Annotated in this window: 12 protein-coding genes, 4 tRNA genes and 1 pseudogene; 8 read left to right on the top strand and 9 right to left on the bottom strand. The window is 41.2% G+C overall.

What is annotated here, in order from left to right; all coding sequences use genetic code 11:
• The first annotated feature begins 249 nt into the window (after positions 1–249).
• Entirely contained in the window at positions 250–1,155 is a 906-nt protein-coding gene (gene hcaR, locus FTU05_RS07265; RefSeq protein ID WP_180164758.1) for a DNA-binding transcriptional regulator HcaR, read from the top strand.
• Positions 1,156–1,560: 405 nt separating this feature from the next.
• Here the strand turns inward: hcaR and FTU05_RS07260 are convergent, their stop codons facing one another.
• From FTU05_RS07260 to FTU05_RS18090, 8 genes and pseudogenes are all read right to left on the bottom strand, one after another.
• Entirely contained in the window at positions 1,561–2,418 is an 858-nt protein-coding gene (locus FTU05_RS07260) for an alpha/beta fold hydrolase (RefSeq protein WP_078192776.1), read from the bottom strand.
• A 293-nt stretch (positions 2,419–2,711) separates the two neighbouring features.
• On the bottom strand, positions 2,712–3,980 hold the full coding sequence (locus tag FTU05_RS07255) for an OprD family outer membrane porin (RefSeq protein ID WP_180164756.1): 1,269 nt from the start codon (positions 3,978–3,980) through the stop codon (positions 2,712–2,714).
• 524 nt (positions 3,981–4,504) lie between these two features.
• A complete protein-coding gene (gene dmpG, locus FTU05_RS07250) occupies positions 4,505–5,524 on the bottom strand; it encodes a 4-hydroxy-2-oxovalerate aldolase (protein WP_180164754.1) in 1,020 nt (339 codons plus the stop codon).
• A gap of 11 nt (positions 5,525–5,535) precedes the next feature.
• The gene (locus tag FTU05_RS07245) at positions 5,536–6,432 is read right to left on the bottom strand and encodes an acetaldehyde dehydrogenase (acetylating) (RefSeq protein WP_180164752.1); all 897 of its coding nucleotides are present in this window, start codon (positions 6,430–6,432) and stop codon (positions 5,536–5,538) included.
• Between the two features lie 36 nt (positions 6,433–6,468).
• A complete protein-coding gene (mhpD, locus tag FTU05_RS07240; RefSeq protein WP_180164750.1) occupies positions 6,469–7,266 on the bottom strand; it encodes a 2-keto-4-pentenoate hydratase in 798 nt (265 codons plus the stop codon).
• A gap of 689 nt (positions 7,267–7,955) precedes the next feature.
• On the bottom strand, positions 7,956–8,624 hold the full coding sequence (locus FTU05_RS07235; protein ID WP_111884106.1) for an HAD-IA family hydrolase: 669 nt from the start codon (positions 8,622–8,624) through the stop codon (positions 7,956–7,958).
• Positions 8,625–8,775: 151 nt separating this feature from the next.
• Entirely contained in the window at positions 8,776–9,747 is a 972-nt protein-coding gene (locus FTU05_RS07230) for an RluA family pseudouridine synthase (protein WP_078189751.1), read from the bottom strand.
• A gap of 55 nt (positions 9,748–9,802) precedes the next feature.
• Positions 9,803–10,111: pseudogene (locus FTU05_RS18090) on the bottom strand (hypothetical protein).
• Between the two features lie 394 nt (positions 10,112–10,505).
• Here FTU05_RS18090 and FTU05_RS07225 point away from each other — a divergent pair.
• The 6 genes from FTU05_RS07225 to FTU05_RS07200 all read left to right on the top strand — a co-directional run bounded on the left by FTU05_RS07225 (position 10,506) and on the right by FTU05_RS07200 (position 16,737).
• Positions 10,506–13,934 carry an Rne/Rng family ribonuclease gene (locus FTU05_RS07225; protein ID WP_180164777.1) on the top strand — a complete coding sequence of 1,143 codons (3,429 nt, stop codon included), beginning with the start codon at positions 10,506–10,508 and terminating at the stop codon, positions 13,932–13,934.
• Positions 13,935–14,119: 185 nt separating this feature from the next.
• Entirely contained in the window at positions 14,120–15,961 is a 1,842-nt protein-coding gene (locus FTU05_RS07220) for a long-chain-acyl-CoA synthetase (RefSeq protein WP_180164748.1), read from the top strand.
• 140 nt (positions 15,962–16,101) lie between these two features.
• A tRNA-Lys gene (locus FTU05_RS07215) sits at positions 16,102–16,177 on the top strand.
• A 21-nt stretch (positions 16,178–16,198) separates the two neighbouring features.
• Positions 16,199–16,274 (top strand) — tRNA-Lys (locus FTU05_RS07210).
• Positions 16,275–16,323: 49 nt separating this feature from the next.
• A tRNA-Lys gene (locus FTU05_RS07205) sits at positions 16,324–16,399 on the top strand.
• 262 nt (positions 16,400–16,661) lie between these two features.
• Positions 16,662–16,737 (top strand) — tRNA-Lys (locus FTU05_RS07200).
• Between the two features lie 123 nt (positions 16,738–16,860).
• Here FTU05_RS07200 and FTU05_RS07195 read toward each other — a convergent pair.
• The gene (locus tag FTU05_RS07195; RefSeq protein ID WP_257230097.1) at positions 16,861–17,514 is read right to left on the bottom strand and encodes a hypothetical protein; all 654 of its coding nucleotides are present in this window, start codon (positions 17,512–17,514) and stop codon (positions 16,861–16,863) included.
• Between the two features lie 300 nt (positions 17,515–17,814).
• Here FTU05_RS07195 and FTU05_RS07190 point away from each other — a divergent pair, with 300 nt between their 5' ends.
• Positions 17,815–18,072 (top strand): PspC domain-containing protein, encoded by a 258-nt coding sequence (locus tag FTU05_RS07190; RefSeq protein WP_078189754.1) that lies wholly within the window; start codon positions 17,815–17,817, stop codon positions 18,070–18,072.
• The last annotated feature ends 51 nt before the right edge of the window (positions 18,073–18,123 follow it).

Below are 18,123 nucleotides of genomic sequence, written 5' to 3'. Positions count from 1 at the left end.
AAGTAATAGACTCAACTTTTCAACGATGATGGATTTTAGAGCGATATTCGGGAAATATTTATTTTGTTTTAATTAAGAGATTTTATGGATTATTACGGTAGATTTTTTTTATAGTATTTTTTTTAAATTACCGAGAACACCATTTATTTCGTGAATGGCAAAATAATCCTCACGCAATAGTTGTTTATAGATTATACTGAACGAACTTCTAAGTAAGACATTTTTTGGATTACTCCACGGGTTGATTATATGGAATTACGACACTTACGCTACTTCATTACTGTTGCTGAAGAACTCAATTTCAGTAAAGCTGCGTTAAAACTTTATACTGCTCAACCTTCTTTAAGCCAACAAATTAAAGATCTTGAAGAAGATGTCGGCGTAAAATTGTTGCACCGGACTAAACGCAAAGTTGAGCTCACAGAAGAAGGTGCCGTATTTCTAGAACAAGCACGTTTGACACTAGCTCAAGCAGACAAGGCCGTAGCGATGGCACGTCAGGTTTCACAAGCCAAGCAACAGATGCTACGGATTGGTTTTGTGCCTGTCGCAGAGATGAAAATCTTCCCTTATGTACTGCCTAATCTACGTGTTCAAAACCCAGAACTCAAAATTGAATTACTTAGTTTAAATAATCGCGATCAGATGAAATTACTGCAAAAAGGTGAACTAGATATCACTTTTACTCGCAATAACTTTCATAGCGACGAAATTGAAAGTCAGTTTGTACTACGTGAACCATTGATCTTTATTTTACCCAAAGATCACCCTTTAGCGAAGTACGAACGTATTCCAGTTAAAGCATTGAATGGTATTGATTTTATCATTTCTGCACGCGAACAATCAGGCACATTGCATGAAGCCATTTTAGACTTTGCTTCTAACCATGGCGTTCAATTTAATATCGTGCAAAAAGCCGACAATATCCTGTTTAACATTAACTCCATCGGCATGGGTTTAGGCTGCACGATCCTACCGGGATACATCGCGCCATTGACCATGAACAATACTGTGATTCGTCCTTTAGATGTCGAATTACCGTATCTAGACCTGTACGTAAGTTACCGAAAAACAGCGAGTTCTGTGGCTGTAGATAAATTCCTTGAACTGCTAACCAAAGTTTTTTATCTAGATATCAATCGCGAACAGGGTTAATTTTCGCCAAGTCATAATTTATAGATATAGCACCATTATTTTTGAAATAAATAATGGTGCTTTTTTTATGGCTAAAAAGTCGCTTTTTTAATCGTTTAAATGTTTTAATCGACGCATTTTATCTATCATGCATATCGACTTGATGGAAAATAACTTATAAATTTTAGTTTAGACATTGATAAAAATTGCTAAGAATAGCCGATTTACAACTTAAGTCTAATAAATAATTCCCCTTCCCCAACCATTTAGATGAGCTTATTTTATGTCTTTTTACTGATTTAGACCGTACACTGTCGACCTACTAATGAGAATAATACTCATTTAAAGTATTTCTTTCAAAAGATTTATATAAAAAAAGGATGGCAAAACCATCCTTTTTTTGAATTTCATGTCAGTGACAAGAAATTACACACCACGCGCTTTTAAATAATCTTTAATCACGGTGTTGAATTCTTCTGCTTTTTCAACTTGAGACCAGTGGCCACATTGGCTGAAAATATGCGCATCAGCATGAGGAACGGTATTCAAAATATCCCACGTACGAGATACAGGAATCACCACGTCTTGTACACCGTGAATCAACAATACTGGCACAGTAATGTCTTTCATTTTTTCGAAGTCGAGTGGGAATTCGAAACGGTCACGGTCGCGTGCGCCAACAACATCCATCAAACGATTTGATGCATAGTCATTTGCAGCAGATGCAAAACGTACTTTTACCAATTCATCTGTGATCAAGTCTTTGTTTACAACAAACATAGACAAGGTTTTCTTGATGCCTTCTTCGGTTAATACAGGGTTTGCATGTGCTTTAAGTGCTGCAGTTTGTTTAGCACCGCCTGTACCCATAGACACGATACCCAATACACGTTCTGGATAGTCCAAAGCCATTTGGAATGCTAACCAGCCACCGAGTGAGTTACCCACTAACCAAGTTTTTTCAATACCTAGTGCGTCTAACGTACGTACAGCGTGATCAACCCAAGCACGGATACCATAAGCAGTATTCGGTGCAACAACAGTTTGACCATAGCCAATCGTATCGATAGCGATACAACGTGCTTGTTCACCAATTTGAGGTAGGTTCAACCACCAGTTAGCAGCAGCAGATACACCTGTACCTGAACCGTGTAAAAATAGAATTGGTGTGCCTTCACCCACTTCGTGGTAATGCGTTAATTCGCCTTCAGCAGTTTCAATCCATTTATCTTCTAAACCAAAGAATGAATCAGTTGTATAATCAGGAATCTGAACAGTGCTCATACATGCTCCTCGTATTGCGTAGAGCTTATGTTTCAATCCATAGCGGATTTAAACACAAGGGGGACTCTTTTGGATTTTGTGGTTTTTACAGTCTCATATTACCTGTTCAGCCACTGCTAACTGATACATATTTACGATCATAAACAATAAATAGACTATAATTTAAGTTATTGTTTTTAAATACATAACTCAAAAATATATCCATAAAATCTTTGAGGTATTTCTTTTTTGAATAACCCAGCGAATAAAAAGGGAAGCGATGAATCGACTTCCCTCTTTTTTATCCTGAGAAATTAGAACTTATAGGTATAAGTTGTCGCGACACGGTACTCTTGCAAGTCAGATTTGTAATCGAAATCGGCATCGATATACATTGCCTGGAAGCCTAAGCCCTTCAACTTACCTTCAGGCACGGTGTAGTTCACAATTAAGTTCAATTCATCTGACTTCTGATCTTTAAGACCAGCAATTTCTGCATCTGAACCTGTGAAATACACAGCAGTTGTATTTAAGCCTTTCAAACCCATTTCTGAGAAATCATAGCCATAAGTAAAGCCCCATGATTTTTCATTTTTTGCAGTAAATGTTGCTATACCCCAGTTGACTAAGTACGGCTGCGGCACCCATCCACCCAGTGTTGGGAATGCATTATCACCAAACATTTGTTGATAACCCAAACCAAAGGTATGCGAACCGTAATTCACTTTCGCACCAACCGATAACGCTTGGTTATCAATTTCGCCATATAGTTTGTCACCCGAATCCGAGTTATCGAAGTAACGGATATGGCTATCCAGTTTAGCTTTTTCACCTAACTTAGTTTTATAGTTCGCGCCGACATATTGCTGTGTGTAAATGTCTTGAACATCGGCATACCAATAGCTACTACCAATTTCAGGTGTGAATTGATGGTCAATACCCGCAATATACATACCATCAGAAGTTGGCCCAAGATCATAATGACCCATGGTGCCATCTGGTAATCTTTTACCTGGAGCGAACATTGATAAATCACGGAATTGGTTGTCATAACGGTTATTGATCCCGTCAATGTATGCCAAAGTTAACTTAGTATCTTTAATCTCTTTCGATTCTAACCATGCACCGCTATAAGTCGTCATTAACTGACGTGATGGATCGAAAACCAACACTGGAGAAACTGGTAATAACTCACCCACTTTCAACTCAGTTTCAGATACTTTGGCTTTCAGGGTCACGCCCACTTTACCAAAGTTATCTTTTGATTCTTTACCATCGTGCGGCAAGATCCAGTCTGGGTTTTTATCACGTGCATTAAGTTTAAATGCATGTTGAACCAAAAGGTCAGCACCCACTTGAATACCTGCACCAATATCTTGATACCCTGACTTGGCATCCAAAGTCACACCCTGTGACCATGAACCCCAGTTACCCGCCGGATTTTCTTTAATTTGACGGTCTAAGTAGAAGTTTTTAAATTTCAATTGTACTTGGCTGTCGTCAACAAAGTCCGCATAAGTTGCAGATGTTCCTAATGTTGCTGTCGCAGCAAGAATTGCTATCCATAAATTTTGACGACGCATGGCTTATTCCCAGTGATCAAATTAAGCTATGACATCATCATGCTCAACAATACCTTGGAAAAAAATCCGACTACAGTATTAAGGTTTATCAGGCTTTTGTGCGACTTGAACTTTGGATGCGATTTCTAGTTATTTTCCTTAGAGATTAAAACAATAACTCTTTTTTATTATTTAGAACGACTGATTAAATTAACCCCATGTTTTATTAACGTAAAATTTAAAGTTTTTTATTTTTTGCAATTACATACGCTGTATTAATTGCTTTTAAGTTTAATCAAAGTTTTTTGCTGAGATTTATCCTTATTTAAGTTATAAAATTTAGCTATCACATAATATTTAATTTATATAATCATCAACAGCTTAAAGTTAAATTTCACTATTATGACTGCTCGGAATCGACCATTGGTTCGCAGAACTTTTCTTATTTCAATCCGCTTTTCATGCCTCAAATCAATCTCAAACCAAAACAGCCACTTAAGACATAAAAAAAGCGCCCATTTCGGGCGCTTTTTTTTTAAAGCAAATTAAGCATTGACTTCTTTTGCTTTAGACATGGTCAATGCTAGGTCTTCGATCATATCTTCCTGACCACCAACCGTACCACGACGACCAAGCTCAAGAAGAATTTCACGCGCAGACACGCCATATTTCGCTTCAGCACGTTTAGCAAATAACAAGAATGAAGAATACACACCTGCATAACCTAAAGTTGCTGCATCACGGTCAGCACGGATCGGGTTGTGCATCATTGGAATAACAAGGTCTTCAGCAATGTCTTGTACTTTAAACAAGTCAACGCCAGTTTCCATTTGCATACGGTTCGCAACAGCCACGAATAACTCAAGTGGTGTGTTACCTGCACCCGCACCTAGACCTGCAGATGCAAGATCGACACGAATCGCGCCAGCTTCAACAGCAGCAACCGTATTTGCTACGCCCATACCTAAGTTGTGGTGACCATGGAAACCGAGCTCAATCTCTGAACCCAAGTTTGCACGTAAGATACCTACACGGTCAGTTACATCTTGAGGAAGCATGTAACCTGCAGAGTCTGTTACATAAATACAGTTTGCACCGTAAGACACCATTTTTTGTGCTTCTTCGAGTAATTTCTCTGGTGTCGCCATGTGCGCCATCATCAAGAAGCCCACAGTGTCCATGCCGAGTTTACGCGCAGCCGTAATATGCTGTTCAGAAACGTCTGCTTCAGTTGAATGTGTTGCTACACGAATCGTAGAAACACCAACATCATGTGCCATATGCAAATGATCAACCGTACCGATACCAGGAAGTAAAAGTGCAGACACTTTCGCCTGTTTTAGGTTTGGAATAACGGCTTTTAAGTATTCTTCATCAGTTGCTGCAGCAAAACCGTAGTTCACTGAGTTACCACCAAGACCGTCACCATGAGTAACTTCGATCAGCGGTACACCGGCATCATCAAGCGCAGTTGAAATAGCAATCATTTGCTCGATTGATGTTTGATGGCGCATTGGGTGCATACCATCACGTAAAGTCATATCGTGAATAATAACCTTAGACATGTGGCTACTCCTTAAGCTTCAATAGTGGATAAAACGCGTTCTGCAAACATTTCTGCAGTACGTGCAGCTGCCGCAGTCATAATGTCGAGGTTACCTGCATATTTAGGAAGATAATCACCTAAACCTTCAACTTCTAAGAAGATTGAAACACGGTTACCGTCAAATACAGGACCATTTACAAGTTTGTAACCTGGTACATATTTTTGAACTTCAAGAATCATCGCATGTACAGATGCTGTGATTGCTGCTTGATCTGGTTCACCTTCAACAAGACAGTGAACAGTATCACGCATCATCAGTGGTGGCTCAGCAGGGTTAATGATGATGATCGCTTTACCTTGTTTCGCACCGCCCACTTTTTCAATAGCGCCAGCAGTCGTACGAGTAAATTCATCAATGTTTTTACGTGTACCTGGACCCACAGATTTTGTTGAAACTGTTGCAATGATTTCGCCGTATTCAACAGGCTGAACACGTGAAATCGCTGCAACCATAGGAATCGTTGCCTGACCACCACATGTCACCATGTTGACGTTCGGAACTTCACCTGCGTCCAATAACGCTTCTAAGTTTACTGGTGGTACGCAGAATGGACCGATTGCAGCAGGTGTTAAGTCAATCATTAACACACCAAGTTCATTTAATTTGCGGCTGTTTTCAGCATGAACATAGGCAGAAGTTGCATCAAATGCGATTTTGATTTCGTCTTCAATTACGTGTGCAAGTAAACCATCTACGCCTTCAGCAGTGGTTTTTAAACCCATTTTAGCAGCGCGAGCCAAACCTTCAGACGTCGGGTCAATACCAACCATCCATACTGGTTCTAAAAATTCGCTGCGTTGAAGTTTGTAAAGCAAGTCAGTACCAATGTTCCCTGGACCGATCAATGCACATTTAATCTTTTTCATGAATGTGTACTCTTAAAAATTCCGTAAAACCCAAGCTTATTTCGCTGCAAATGCTGCAGTCACAGAACCAAAGCCTTCAATTTCAACTTTGAATTCATTACCAGGATTTGCCACAACCATTGGGCCTAAAGCACCGGTCAATACGATGTCACCTGCAAGCAATGGACGACCACGACGAACCATTTCGTCAGCCAACCACACTGCTGCATTTAATGGGTTAGAAAGACACGCTTTACCCACACCTTGTGAAACCACTTCTTCACCACGCGTCATGACCATTTTGCAATTTACAAGGTCAAGATCTGCAAGTTTTACAGGCTTAGAACCCAGTACGAAACCTGCTGAAGATGCGTTATCTGCCACAGTATCAATCAACGAGATTTTCCAGTTTTCGATACGGCTATCGACCACTTCAATTGCAGGCAGTGCATATTCTGTTGCACTAATAATGTCTGCATAGGTGTGTTTTTCTTTGGTCAAATCTTGGTTAATCACCAAAGCAATTTCTGCTTCAACTTTTGGCTGAATCAATAAACCAGCAGGGATTTCTTCACCATCGCCATACGCCATGTCAGCAAACAACATACCGAAGTCAGGTTGATCAACGCCTAACTGCGCTTGTACAACTTTTGAAGTTAAGCCAATTTTACGACCTACAAGGCGACGACCTTCTGCCACCGCACGTTTGGTATTCACTTCTTGAACGGCATAAGCAATATCTACATCAGCACTTTCACCACCAAGTTGTGGACGGATCGGTGCAATCGCAGCCTGATTTACTTCCGCATCGCGTAATGCTTGCGCAACTGATTCAACAACAGCAGAATTCGACATCAATGTTTCCTTAAACTGCAAAAATTGGATGCACAACGTGTTTCATCCCGATCACCATCAAAATCAAAGTGATGAAAGTCATGTCAGGATTCGCCTAAAGCATTTCACTTGACATACTACACGTTATGTTTAGATGCATTTAGCATCGAGATTTTAGAAAGTGAATACCAATACTTATTTTATTTATGACTATAGCTATTAGCTATAAATTAATCATTATTTATTATTAATATTCAAAAACTTAAGTCAAAATAATTAAATAAAATTCACTATTTTTTTCGCCCTTAAATCTGAATCTCTACTAAAAAACTTGGCTTATACGACTAAAAGATAAGATTAAAAGATTATTTTAGCGTCAGGCCAGCTTTTACACATAGGTGTTCAATTTCATCTGATTTAGTTTAATAAATTAAAAATTTAAAAATAAATCAATAAACAACAATAAGATAAAACCAAAAATTCAAACAAAAAATCTATTCCAGCTTGTGGTAAAAGGCCAAATAGTTGCGCTCAACTTTTTAAGGTAAATTTGCTAGAAGACTGCTTGTTATTGTAGAAAAATCTAGTGTTATTACTTTTTTAAATAATTGAATTTACTCATTTCAACAACTAGAGCTTGCGTTACTATTCATTTGGTAACAAAAAAGGTGAAAACAAATTTCACCCTTTTTACTCGTTTGTATCTAAAACTATACAGCTAGACGTAATTTCACGTGTTCTAGTAGAAATTCAGTCAAATCACCTACGCTATGTGCAATATGTAAGGGTTGAAAACACTGGAGTGTTTCTACAGTATGCACTCCATAGCTCACGCCTACACGTGGCATCTGAATATTGAGGGCCATTTCTAAATCATACGACGTATCACCAACCATAATGGCTTGATCGGCACGTAGTCCTGTTTCCGCCAAAATTTCTGCCAACATCAACGGATCTGGCTTAGATTTGGTTTCACTGGCTGCACGTGTCGCACGAAACAACTCATGACTTTGCGTTTGAGCCAAGACACGGTCTAGACCTTTACGACTTTTTCCTGTTGCAACAGCCAATTGTAGACCGGCATCGCGTAATTCCTGCAACATATCCGCGACACCATCAAACCACATATCCCCTTTGGAATGGGCCACATAGTGATCGGCATAACTTTGCAAAATGTCGCTGTGCAATTCAGGAACCGTCGGAAATAACCGCTGTGCGACTTCCGGCAGACCTAAACCAATAATGCTTTTCGCATCAGCATCGGTCAGCGGCTGTGAATATTGATCTGCTGCAAATTTTAAACTCGCTACAATTTGACCCACAGAATCAAATAAAGTGCCATCCCAATCGAAAATGACTAGTTTTACAGCTGAGTTCATACGTTTTCCTAGATTTGATTCAGTGTTTGGTAATTCAGATTCTGGAGTGCATCAATTTATTTACCTCACCCCGGCCCTCTCCTTAAAGGAGAGGGAGAAAGAAAACTTACGAAGCAGTCCTGCTCAGGGAGAGAAGTCTCGTATTTAAAACTTACTCGTCATCTTCTGAAGACTTCACCACTTTGTCGGCTTTTTGCGCGCGTAGCTGCGCCACAAGGCTTTGCATATCTTCTGGCAATGGCGCTTCAATGGTTTGGTAACCCGGAATTTCTAAACGCATAGCATGTAGACATAAACGACGTGGCTTTGGACCACGGTATTCAGTTTCATGACCGTATTTTTCATCGCCCACCAATGGATGACCAATACTTAAACCATGTACACGGATCTGATGGGTACGGCCCGAAAGTGGAGACGCATAGACCAATGTGGCATGCATAAAACGTTCTTTCACGTTCCACAGCGTCTTCGACTCTTTACCTTCTTTAGGTGATACACGAACACGACGCTCGCCATTTGCCAGTTCGTAACGATGCAAAGGCTGATCAATGAGCTGCTTATCCAAACTCACCACGCCTTTCACCACAGCAGCATAAGTTTTTTGGATTTTGTGCTCACGTAACATGTCTTGCAGGCTTTTTAACACACTACGTTTTTTCGAAATCATCACCAAACCAGAAGTGTCGCGGTCAATTCGGTGAATCAGCTCAAGGTATTTCTTCCCTGTTGCGGCACGTAAACCTTCGATCAAGCCATACGCCACACCACTACCGCCGTGAACAGCAATACCAGAAGGTTTGTTTACCACCATTAAGCCTTCATCTTCATACACCACACGGCTCAGTAAACTTTGCGCGACTTTATCCGATACAGGAACCGCAGACTCATCTTTTTGCTCATAACGAATTGGAGCAACTCGAACTTGGTCACCAATATTGAGTTTGGTTTCCGCTTTGACGCGTTTTTTATTGACGCGGACTTGGCTTTCACGAATCAGACGATAAATGCGACTTTTAGGCACACCTTTCAGACGACTAAACAGGAAATTATCAATACGTTGACCCGCCTGATGCTCGTCCACTTCAAACCAGGTGACGCTTTGCCATTCTTGCGTAGAATTCATACAGTTACTGTGACCTAAAAAAATACTAAAATTGATTAAAAATTGATCATTTAAGCTATACTTTTCGCAAGAAACATAAGCTTAGCCCATAGGCAGATGATGCAAGGTTTGATATAGTCAGCGCACGGAAACCACCGTAACTGAGTAAAAGTTGATTCATTTCAGTATTTACTGTCATTGAACTTTCAAGCAATTACTCATTTAGCTCGGAAAGGTCCCAAAAGAATTATGCCGACGCCGAAGGCTTATTATATCGGCAAAACTGCAAACTGTTGCGTTTAATTGTGCCGTAGGTACATAAAACAGTTTGCCCCAAAAAAATATGTGCCAACCAAGGTTGGTTTTTAAACGTAAACTGATACACATCAGACCAGTCGCTCCCTGGAAATCGTGTTCAGGCCACAACGTTTGATGCATTGGATCTGCACAGTTTGTAAAGGTACGATGATAATTCCGTATCAAGACGCTCTATCAGATATGAATGGATGCTCTTCGAGCAATGTGACAGTGAAAGTTACTCACATCCAATGCACCGTTTGTCCGCCAGTGAAACGCGTTCAGGTGACTTTAATCGTTTAAAAGATTGAAGCCGTATTGCCATCATCAATACGTGAATCAAAAACCGTTGCCCGCCCAAAGAAGGTCGGTACACATGCACAGATGATGTTTTTCGATCTGTGCAACTTGATCCATGCTATCTGATGCTCGCTACGAGTCAGGCGATGTTCTTCTGTGTATCACTATTAGGTGTTACACCCATGAAACGTATGTTGATTAATGCAACACATGCCGAAGAAATTCGCGTTGCACTTGTCACTGGTCAGCGTCTTTACGATTTTGACTTAGAGAATCGTACCCGTGAACAAAAAAAATCGAATATCTATAAAGGTCATGTGACTCGCGTAGAGCCGTCTTTAGAAGCTGTATTTGTTGAATACGGTGCAGGTCGTCAAGGTTTCTTGTCGATGCGCGAAATAGCTAATTCTTATTACAAAGCAGATCCTCGCCAAACTTCAAACATCCGCGAATTGATCACTGAAGGCACTGAGCTTTTGGTTCAAGTGGAAAAAGAAGAACGTGGTAATAAAGGTGCTGCCCTTTCTACATTTATCTCTCTTGCTGGTCGTTATTTGGTCTTGATGCCAAACAACCCGAAAGGTGGCGGTATTAGCCGTCAAATTTCAGGTTCAGTTCGTGAAGAATTGAAAGAAATGTTGGCGTCTTTAAATGTCCCTCGTGGCATGAGCGTGATTGTACGTACTGCAGGTATTGGTCGTTCTCAAGAAGAACTCCAACTTGACCTTCAACACTTGCTGGACCTTTGGGCACAAATCCAAAGCACATCAAGTTCTGGTCCATCACCAATGTTGGTTCACCAAGAAGCCGGTGTGGTTACACGTGCGATCCGTGACTATTTACGTGATGATGTTGCTGAAATTCTGATTGACTCTGAGCAAGCGTATAACGAAGCGTATAACTTTGTTAAAGCAGTGATGCCACGTCAAATCGACAAATTAAAAACCTATACTTTAAATGAACCGTTATTCGCTCATTTTGGTATTGAAAGTCAAATCCAAACTGCCTATGAACGTGAAGTAAAACTTCCTTCTGGTGGTTCAATTGTGATTGACCAAACTGAAGCATTGGTTTCAATTGATATTAACTCTGCAAAATCAACACGTGGTAGCGACGTAGAAGATACAGCGCTCAATACCAACCTTGAAGCTGCAGAAGAAATTGCTCGCCAATTACGTTTACGTGATATCGGTGGTTTAGTTGTGATCGATTTCATCGACATGACCAAAGACCGTAACCAACGTATGGTTGAAGCTAAACTTCGTGAAGCAACACAAAGTGACCGTGCGCGTATCCAATTCGGTCAATTGTCACGCTTTGGTTTGATGGAAATGAGCCGTCAACGCTTACGTCCATCGCTTGAAGAAGCCACAGGTTATGTGTGCCCACGCTGTCATGGTACAGGTATGGTACGTGACCTACGTTCTTTATCACTTTCAATTATGCGTAAAGTGGAAGAAATTGCGCTACGCGAACGTCATGGTGAAGTTCAAGTTGAAGTGCCTGTTGAAATTGCTGCATTCTTATTGAATGAAAAGCGTCACAGCCTTGTATATCTTGAGCAAACTTCAAATGTACGTGTGACTGTACTTCCACACCCTCACCTAGAAACACCACATTACGAAATTTCGTATAACCCTGAAGGCTTTGCACCGACAAGCTATGAACGTACTGAAGCAACACGTTCTAGTGAAAAAGAATTGGGTTACGAAGCATCTGAGTGGCATTTAGGTGAAGAACAGGCCGCTGCTGCTCAGCAACAAGCACCTGTACAACAACAAGAAAAAGGCCACAAAAAGAATAAGCAACAACCTGTTGCTGCTCAACAAGCACCTGCACAAGTTGCAGCTCCTGCTGCATCATCTAGTCCATGTGCATGGTTAGAAAACTTATTTGTTCAAAAACAAGCTGCAACCGTTGACCAGTCGCGTACTGCAAACAATGCCGCTGCTGCAATTGAACAAATGGTGAATGGCGGTGCTGCAAGCCGTGGCCAGTTTGGTCAAATTACCCCTGCATCGGCAGCGCCTGCTGTTGTCGCAGATAATAATGCTTACCTTGCACCTTCTACTGTTGTGCATAAACAAGAACGTGACAGCCATTCAGAAAAAGCTGAACATGAAGAAAAACGTCACAATAAAAAGCGTACTAAGCATAAAGAACCACGTGAACAAGAAGCTCAACCGCATCAAGTTCATGAAGAAGTGTTACAACCTTCACGTCAAGACCGTCAAGAACAGCGTAATAACGAAGCACGTCAAAACGAACGCCAAGAGCAACGTTCTGAACGTCAAGAACCGCGCCAAGACAACCGTCAAGACCAACGTGAAAACCGTCGTAACTCACGCCGTCAACACAACAACGAACAAGTGCAGCAAGATGTTCAAAACAATGAACAACCGCAGTCTGTTCCGCGTCGCGACCGCAACAACCAACAACGTCCAAATCGCCCAAATCGCCACCGCGATCAAAGCGTATTGAACGAGCAAGCGATTGCTCAGGAAGTTGCAGCTGAGCAACAACCTGAAAACCGCAATCAACGTCAACCTAAAGTTGAAGTTGTTGATGCACCACGTCAAGACGTGATGCCAACAGCACTTGTGGTGAATGTTGATCAAGCTCAAAGCGAAATCGTAGCACTAAATACTGCCCCAGCAGTTGAAAAACCTGTAGAAACCCCAGTAGTCCAAAAAGCCGCTGTCGTTGAAGCAGAAAAAGTGGAAAAACTTGCGACTGAAACAAAAGAAGTAGGATATAAACCACAGCATGCGCAGCAAAAACCGTCTCGTGCAAGCAATGACCCACGTCAACGCCGCCGCGAACAACGTGCAGCTCGCGCTCAACAAGCACAGGCTCCGAAAATTTCGCCATCTCAAGTGCCGACACTGGGTCAATACACTGTAAGCAGCTTGATTAAGCATGTATACGGTGAAGACTGCTCAGTACTGATTGAGCAATTTGGCTTAATTCCAACATTCAACCGTGCATTGCAAAAATTCACGGAAGAATATGCCGCGACTTTGTCTGCACCTGCAGCTGAAGCAGCTGTAGAGAAAAAGCCTGTCACTCGTGATGTTCAAGTTACAAAAGCTGCACCTGAAGCTGAACCAGCGCCAATGTTGGATTTAACACCACCAAAGCCTGTGTCAGATAAACGTGTTGCTAATGACCCACGTGAGCGTCGTCGCCTTGCTAAACTTGCCGCTGAACAAGCGAAACAAGACCAAGCAAAAGCACATGTTGAGATGGAAGCTACGCCTGTCGCAGACACTGCTATTGAGGCGCCTGTAGTTGCAGAAGCTAAAGCTGCTACAGTTGAAGCCAATGTATCCGACGTTGCAGGTCAAACTGAAGCACCTGAAGCCGTTCAAGCTGAAGTACCGACACCCGTTCAAGCTGAACTGGATGTGAGTGCGCAGCCTGAAAAGACGGAAGAAGTGTCTAAAGCTCCTGCTAAACCAGTAGAAGAAAAAGCTCAAGCCGTTGAAGCGGAAAAGAAAGTTGAGGTTCCTGTAGACGAGAACTCGGCCACTGAAGGTGAAAAATCTGCACGCCCTCGTCGTCCTCGCGGTCGTCCACCGAAAAAAGCAAACACCGCAACTGAGCAGTAATTTGCTATTTTGCAGGTGAATAAAAAAATCCAGTCATTTCGGTGACTGGTTTTTTTTTGATACTTTTGTCAAATTAGGTTGATTGCACTAGATCGAAACGATTAAAAGACAATTGTAGAATTTGCTGCAAATTTCATTGCAAAGAAATAGACCGTATCGGATTACGAAAAATAAATAGGATTCACATGAGCCAAACTACACAACACGACCTTATTGGGATTGCTGATGTTGCAGCAAAAATTCCCGCGTTCATTAGCAAAGTACCCAACCTGTTGAGTGGTCTAAAGCAAGCCTATTTACGTACCCCAAATACTTCCGCAGGCTTAGGAATTGCATTTGAAAAAGCCGTCAAGCGTAATCCCAAAGGTTATGCACTTTATTTTGAAGAGCAAAAATATACCTATAACGAATTAAATGAATGGGCCAATCAAATTGGTCACTATTACCTAGCACTCGGTGCAAAAAAAGGTGATGTGATTGCAGTGATGATCGAGAACCGATCTGAACTCGTGGCAACTATCGTGGCATTAGCCAAAATTGGCGTCACTAGTGCCTTGGTCAACACCTCACAAGTCGGCAAAGTCCTGACACACAGCATCAACTTAGTGAACCCAATTGCGGTAATTGTGGGCGAAGAATGCCGTCAAGCCGTAGAAGATATTCGTAATGATCTCAGTGTGGCTACAGATCGTTTACATTGGTTTGCAGATCAAGCCACTCGTGTAGATGCTGGTCAAGCACCTAAAGGCTTCTTAAACCTTGCAGAAGCGATTGATGAATTTCCAAAGTTCAACACACCCACCACTGCAAGTGTAAAAGGCAAAGACGGCCTATTTTATATCTACACCTCTGGGACAACAGGCTTACCTAAAGCGGTGATTTTCACCAACAGCCGTTGGACTTTGGCTTATGGAACATATGGTCACGTCCTTAATCTGAATAAAGATGATGTGATGTATGTGACCTTACCGCTCTACCATGCTACAGGTACTGTAGTTTGTTGGTGTGGGGTGATTGCCGGTAGCGCCACGCTTGCCCTGCGTCGCAAGTTTTCAACTTCATCGTTTTGGAAAGATGTACAAAAATTTGATGCGTCAGCCATTGGCTATGTGGGTGAGCTTTGCCGTTATTTGATGGATGCCCCACATTCAGACCTTGAAAAAGGCCATCGTGTGAAAAAAATGATTGGTAACGGCATGCGACCAAACATTTGGGATAAGTTTAAAGAACGCTTTGGGGTTGAGGAAGTCCTTGAACTCTATGCTTCAAGTGAAGGCAACGTTGGCTTTAGTAATGTGTTTAACTTCGACAATACCGTTGGTTTTTCACCAACGCCTTATGCGATTATTCAGTTTGATAAAGAAAAAAATGAAGCTGTACATGATGCTAAAGGTCGCTGCATTAAAGTGAAAAAAGGCGAAGTCGGCTTACTCATCGGTAAAATTACCCGTCGCTCACCTTTTGATGGCTATACCGACACGGAAAAAAACAAATCCGTCATTATGAAAGATGTATTCAAGCATGGTGATTCATACTTCAACACTGGTGACTTGGTTCGAGACATTGGCTTCCGACATGCACAATTTGTCGACCGTCTAGGTGATACTTTCCGCTGGAAAGGTGAAAACGTTTCAACCACTGAAGTTGAAAACATGGTGAGTGAGTACGATAAAATTGCTGAAGCTGTGGTTTATGGCGTAGAAATTCCAGATACCAATGGCCGTGCAGGTATGGCTGCCATCACGCTCACCGACGGTGCCGAACTCAACGAACAAGATTGTAGTGAAATGGTTCTACAATTTAAAAAATGCTTACCAGCTTATGCCGTGCCAGTATTTTTACGTGTACAGAAAAAAGTCGAAACCACAGGCACATTTAAATACCAAAAAAACAAGCTGAAAGAACAAGCTTTTGATCCTAAGCAAACTGATGAACGTTTATTGGTATTGCTGCCAAATGCAACTGCTTACTGTGATTTAACTCCTGAAATTTATGCCAATATTCAGGCATATAAATACCGTTTTTAAGCAAATAGCGCTCATTTTAGCGACAGATATCCGCTAAAATGAGCTACTTTGTTGTATTTATAATCAAACACAAGCAAGTTTATGAATTTTTACTTGCGCTTGAAGCAGATCTTGCTACAATACGCACCATCAAGCGAAATGGGTCGTTAGCTCAGTTGGTAGAGCAGTAGACTTTTAATCTATTGGTCCCGCGTTCGAGTCGCGGACGACCCACCATTTCCTTCGATACCACAAGATGGGTCGTTAGCTCAGTTGGTAGAGCAGTAGACTTTTAATCTATTGGTCCCGCGTTCGAGTCGCGGACGACCCACCATCTTTCTAAAATGCCAGTTTTAGATTACAATCTTGTGCATACCCCCTAAGGGTCGTTAGCTCAGTTGGTAGAGCAGTAGACTTTTAATCTATTGGTCCCGCGTTCGAGTCGCGGACGACCCACCATTCTTTCTTAGGGCTTCTTTCTTCCGGCAGTTGAAGAAAAAGAAACCTGCAGGTTCCGACCAAGACAAACCATCACCATTACTGGTTTTGATTCGCCATTCTCGAAATTTTGCTATAGCGATGTTGCGAAGTATCATTCTTGTCTTGCTAGATGAAGTATTTGACCTGAAAAATTTTAGATAACAAATATTCCCTAGTATTCAAAACTACGCGCTTCGTTTATCTTGCTAAAATTTTAAAATGCTCTTTTAAAATTTTCCCAGGGTTGTTAGCTCAGTTGGTAGAGCAGTAGACTCTTAATCTATTGGTCGTGGGTTCGAACCCCACACAACCCACCAATTCTATGTCGTATTAATAATTCAATTTTTTATAAGCTAGTTGCATTCGATTAGCCAAGATTTGCGAATTTCACGCCGACGCTCAAACGCAATTTATAATTTTATTTACTTCATTCGCAGTATTTAATTTGGGTCTTTCACCAAGGTATAGGCATGTTGCGGCTGAGGATAACCCTTGGAAAATAATTCCTGATTTCGATCAACTGCACCTTGACGAATTTTGTCTAAATCCATGGTGATTTTATTTTCATTAATCACGTGATAATAAAAATTCACGCCTTCTTTTCGATGAACCACCAGCTCGGTATGTGCTTCATTGACACTCCACGTATCCTTACGGTATTTCACATTAATGCCTGGCGTATTGGTTTTTTCAGCAAACACTTTACCAATTTGAATAATACTGCGGTGTACCGTGCCATCTGGCAATAAGTTAAGAATGAACTCCGCATCGCCTTCTGGGCATGGAATAAAACTGTCATCGCATTTTACTTTGGCATGAAAACGTCCAATAAAAATTTTGGCATGCTCAGGAACAGGAGCTGACTTTATGTCATCGTCATTCGGCAATGTCGCCTGCCCTGCCACTTGGGTTAATTTTTTTCCATGATCTTGCTTCGCTTGAACTTCCGATGCGACAGTTGATGCTGAACTTTCACCCTTATCCGCTGCGGGTTGAGGCGTTGGACTACAACCAATAAAAGAGAGGCTGAACACTCCTGCAAACACTGAAAGATATGCAAATTTCATCAAAAAAGGTGAAGCCGATGTTTTCATATAATGTGCCAAGACCAATCATTCATTGGTTTTTTCAGTTCTTGCTGACTTAATATTGTAATCAAAAAATCAACGCTGTATACATATATTTGCGATATATGTTAATCATATCTCATTGTTATCGTTGATATTTAATTAATACTCAAGCTATTTTAAAGGCAAACTAATCAAACCAATTCTTCAAATTACATAACTTTACTTAATTTTTTTTCTGCACCCTTTAAATCGCAAAGCTTGTCACCATTTCTATAATATGAATTTGGAAATATTCAAATTTATTCTTTTTTGAAGGAGACCTGAATGGCCAATGTTGGTTTATATCGCTCAAACCGCTCTAACATGATTGCTGGTGTGATGGGGGGTATTGCTGAACGTTTTGGTTGGAACGCAAATTTACTGCGTATTATTTTTATCTTTGTATCATGCTTAAGCGCAGCCTTTCCCGGTATTTTGGTGTACTTGGTTTTATGGTTAGTCATGCCTAAAGCACAAGATAACTTTTTCCGTACCAATGGCTATTCAGACCCTATTCGTACTGTGAATGATGACAGACGTTAAAATCCTTTGACCCAGTTTGGTCGCTACGGTTTCTCCCCCAAGATTCCGTAG

The sequence above is a fragment of the Acinetobacter sp. YH12049 genome, assembly GCF_013419875.1.
Classification (GTDB): Bacteria; Pseudomonadota; Gammaproteobacteria; order Pseudomonadales; family Moraxellaceae; genus Acinetobacter; species Acinetobacter amyesii.
Note: the sequence above shows the minus strand (reverse complement) of the source record. Positions and strands in the feature narration are given on the sequence as shown.

What these genes read in the sequence shown, in the direction of transcription:
- hcaR (WP_180164758.1), top strand. Translation starts at nt 250, where the DNA reads ATGGAATTACGACACTTACGCTACTTCATTACTGTTGCTGAAGAACTC.
- FTU05_RS07260 (WP_078192776.1), bottom strand. Translation starts at nt 2,418, where the DNA reads ATGAGCACTGTTCAGATTCCTGATTATACAACTGATTCATTCTTTGGT.
- FTU05_RS07255 (WP_180164756.1), bottom strand. Translation starts at nt 3,980, where the DNA reads ATGCGTCGTCAAAATTTATGGATAGCAATTCTTGCTGCGACAGCAACA.
- dmpG (WP_180164754.1), bottom strand. Translation starts at nt 5,524, where the DNA reads ATGTCTAAGGTTATTATTCACGATATGACTTTACGTGATGGTATGCAC.
- FTU05_RS07245 (WP_180164752.1), bottom strand. Translation starts at nt 6,432, where the DNA reads ATGAAAAAGATTAAATGTGCATTGATCGGTCCAGGGAACATTGGTACT.
- mhpD (WP_180164750.1), bottom strand. Translation starts at nt 7,266, where the DNA reads ATGTCGAATTCTGCTGTTGTTGAATCAGTTGCGCAAGCATTACGCGAT.
- FTU05_RS07235 (WP_111884106.1), bottom strand. Translation starts at nt 8,624, where the DNA reads ATGAACTCAGCTGTAAAACTAGTCATTTTCGATTGGGATGGCACTTTA.
- FTU05_RS07230 (WP_078189751.1), bottom strand. Translation starts at nt 9,747, where the DNA reads ATGAATTCTACGCAAGAATGGCAAAGCGTCACCTGGTTTGAAGTGGAC.
- FTU05_RS07225 (WP_180164777.1), top strand. Translation starts at nt 10,506, where the DNA reads ATGAAACGTATGTTGATTAATGCAACACATGCCGAAGAAATTCGCGTT.
- FTU05_RS07220 (WP_180164748.1), top strand. Translation starts at nt 14,120, where the DNA reads ATGAGCCAAACTACACAACACGACCTTATTGGGATTGCTGATGTTGCA.
- FTU05_RS07195 (WP_257230097.1), bottom strand. Translation starts at nt 17,514, where the DNA reads ATGAAAACATCGGCTTCACCTTTTTTGATGAAATTTGCATATCTTTCA.
- FTU05_RS07190 (WP_078189754.1), top strand. Translation starts at nt 17,815, where the DNA reads ATGGCCAATGTTGGTTTATATCGCTCAAACCGCTCTAACATGATTGCT.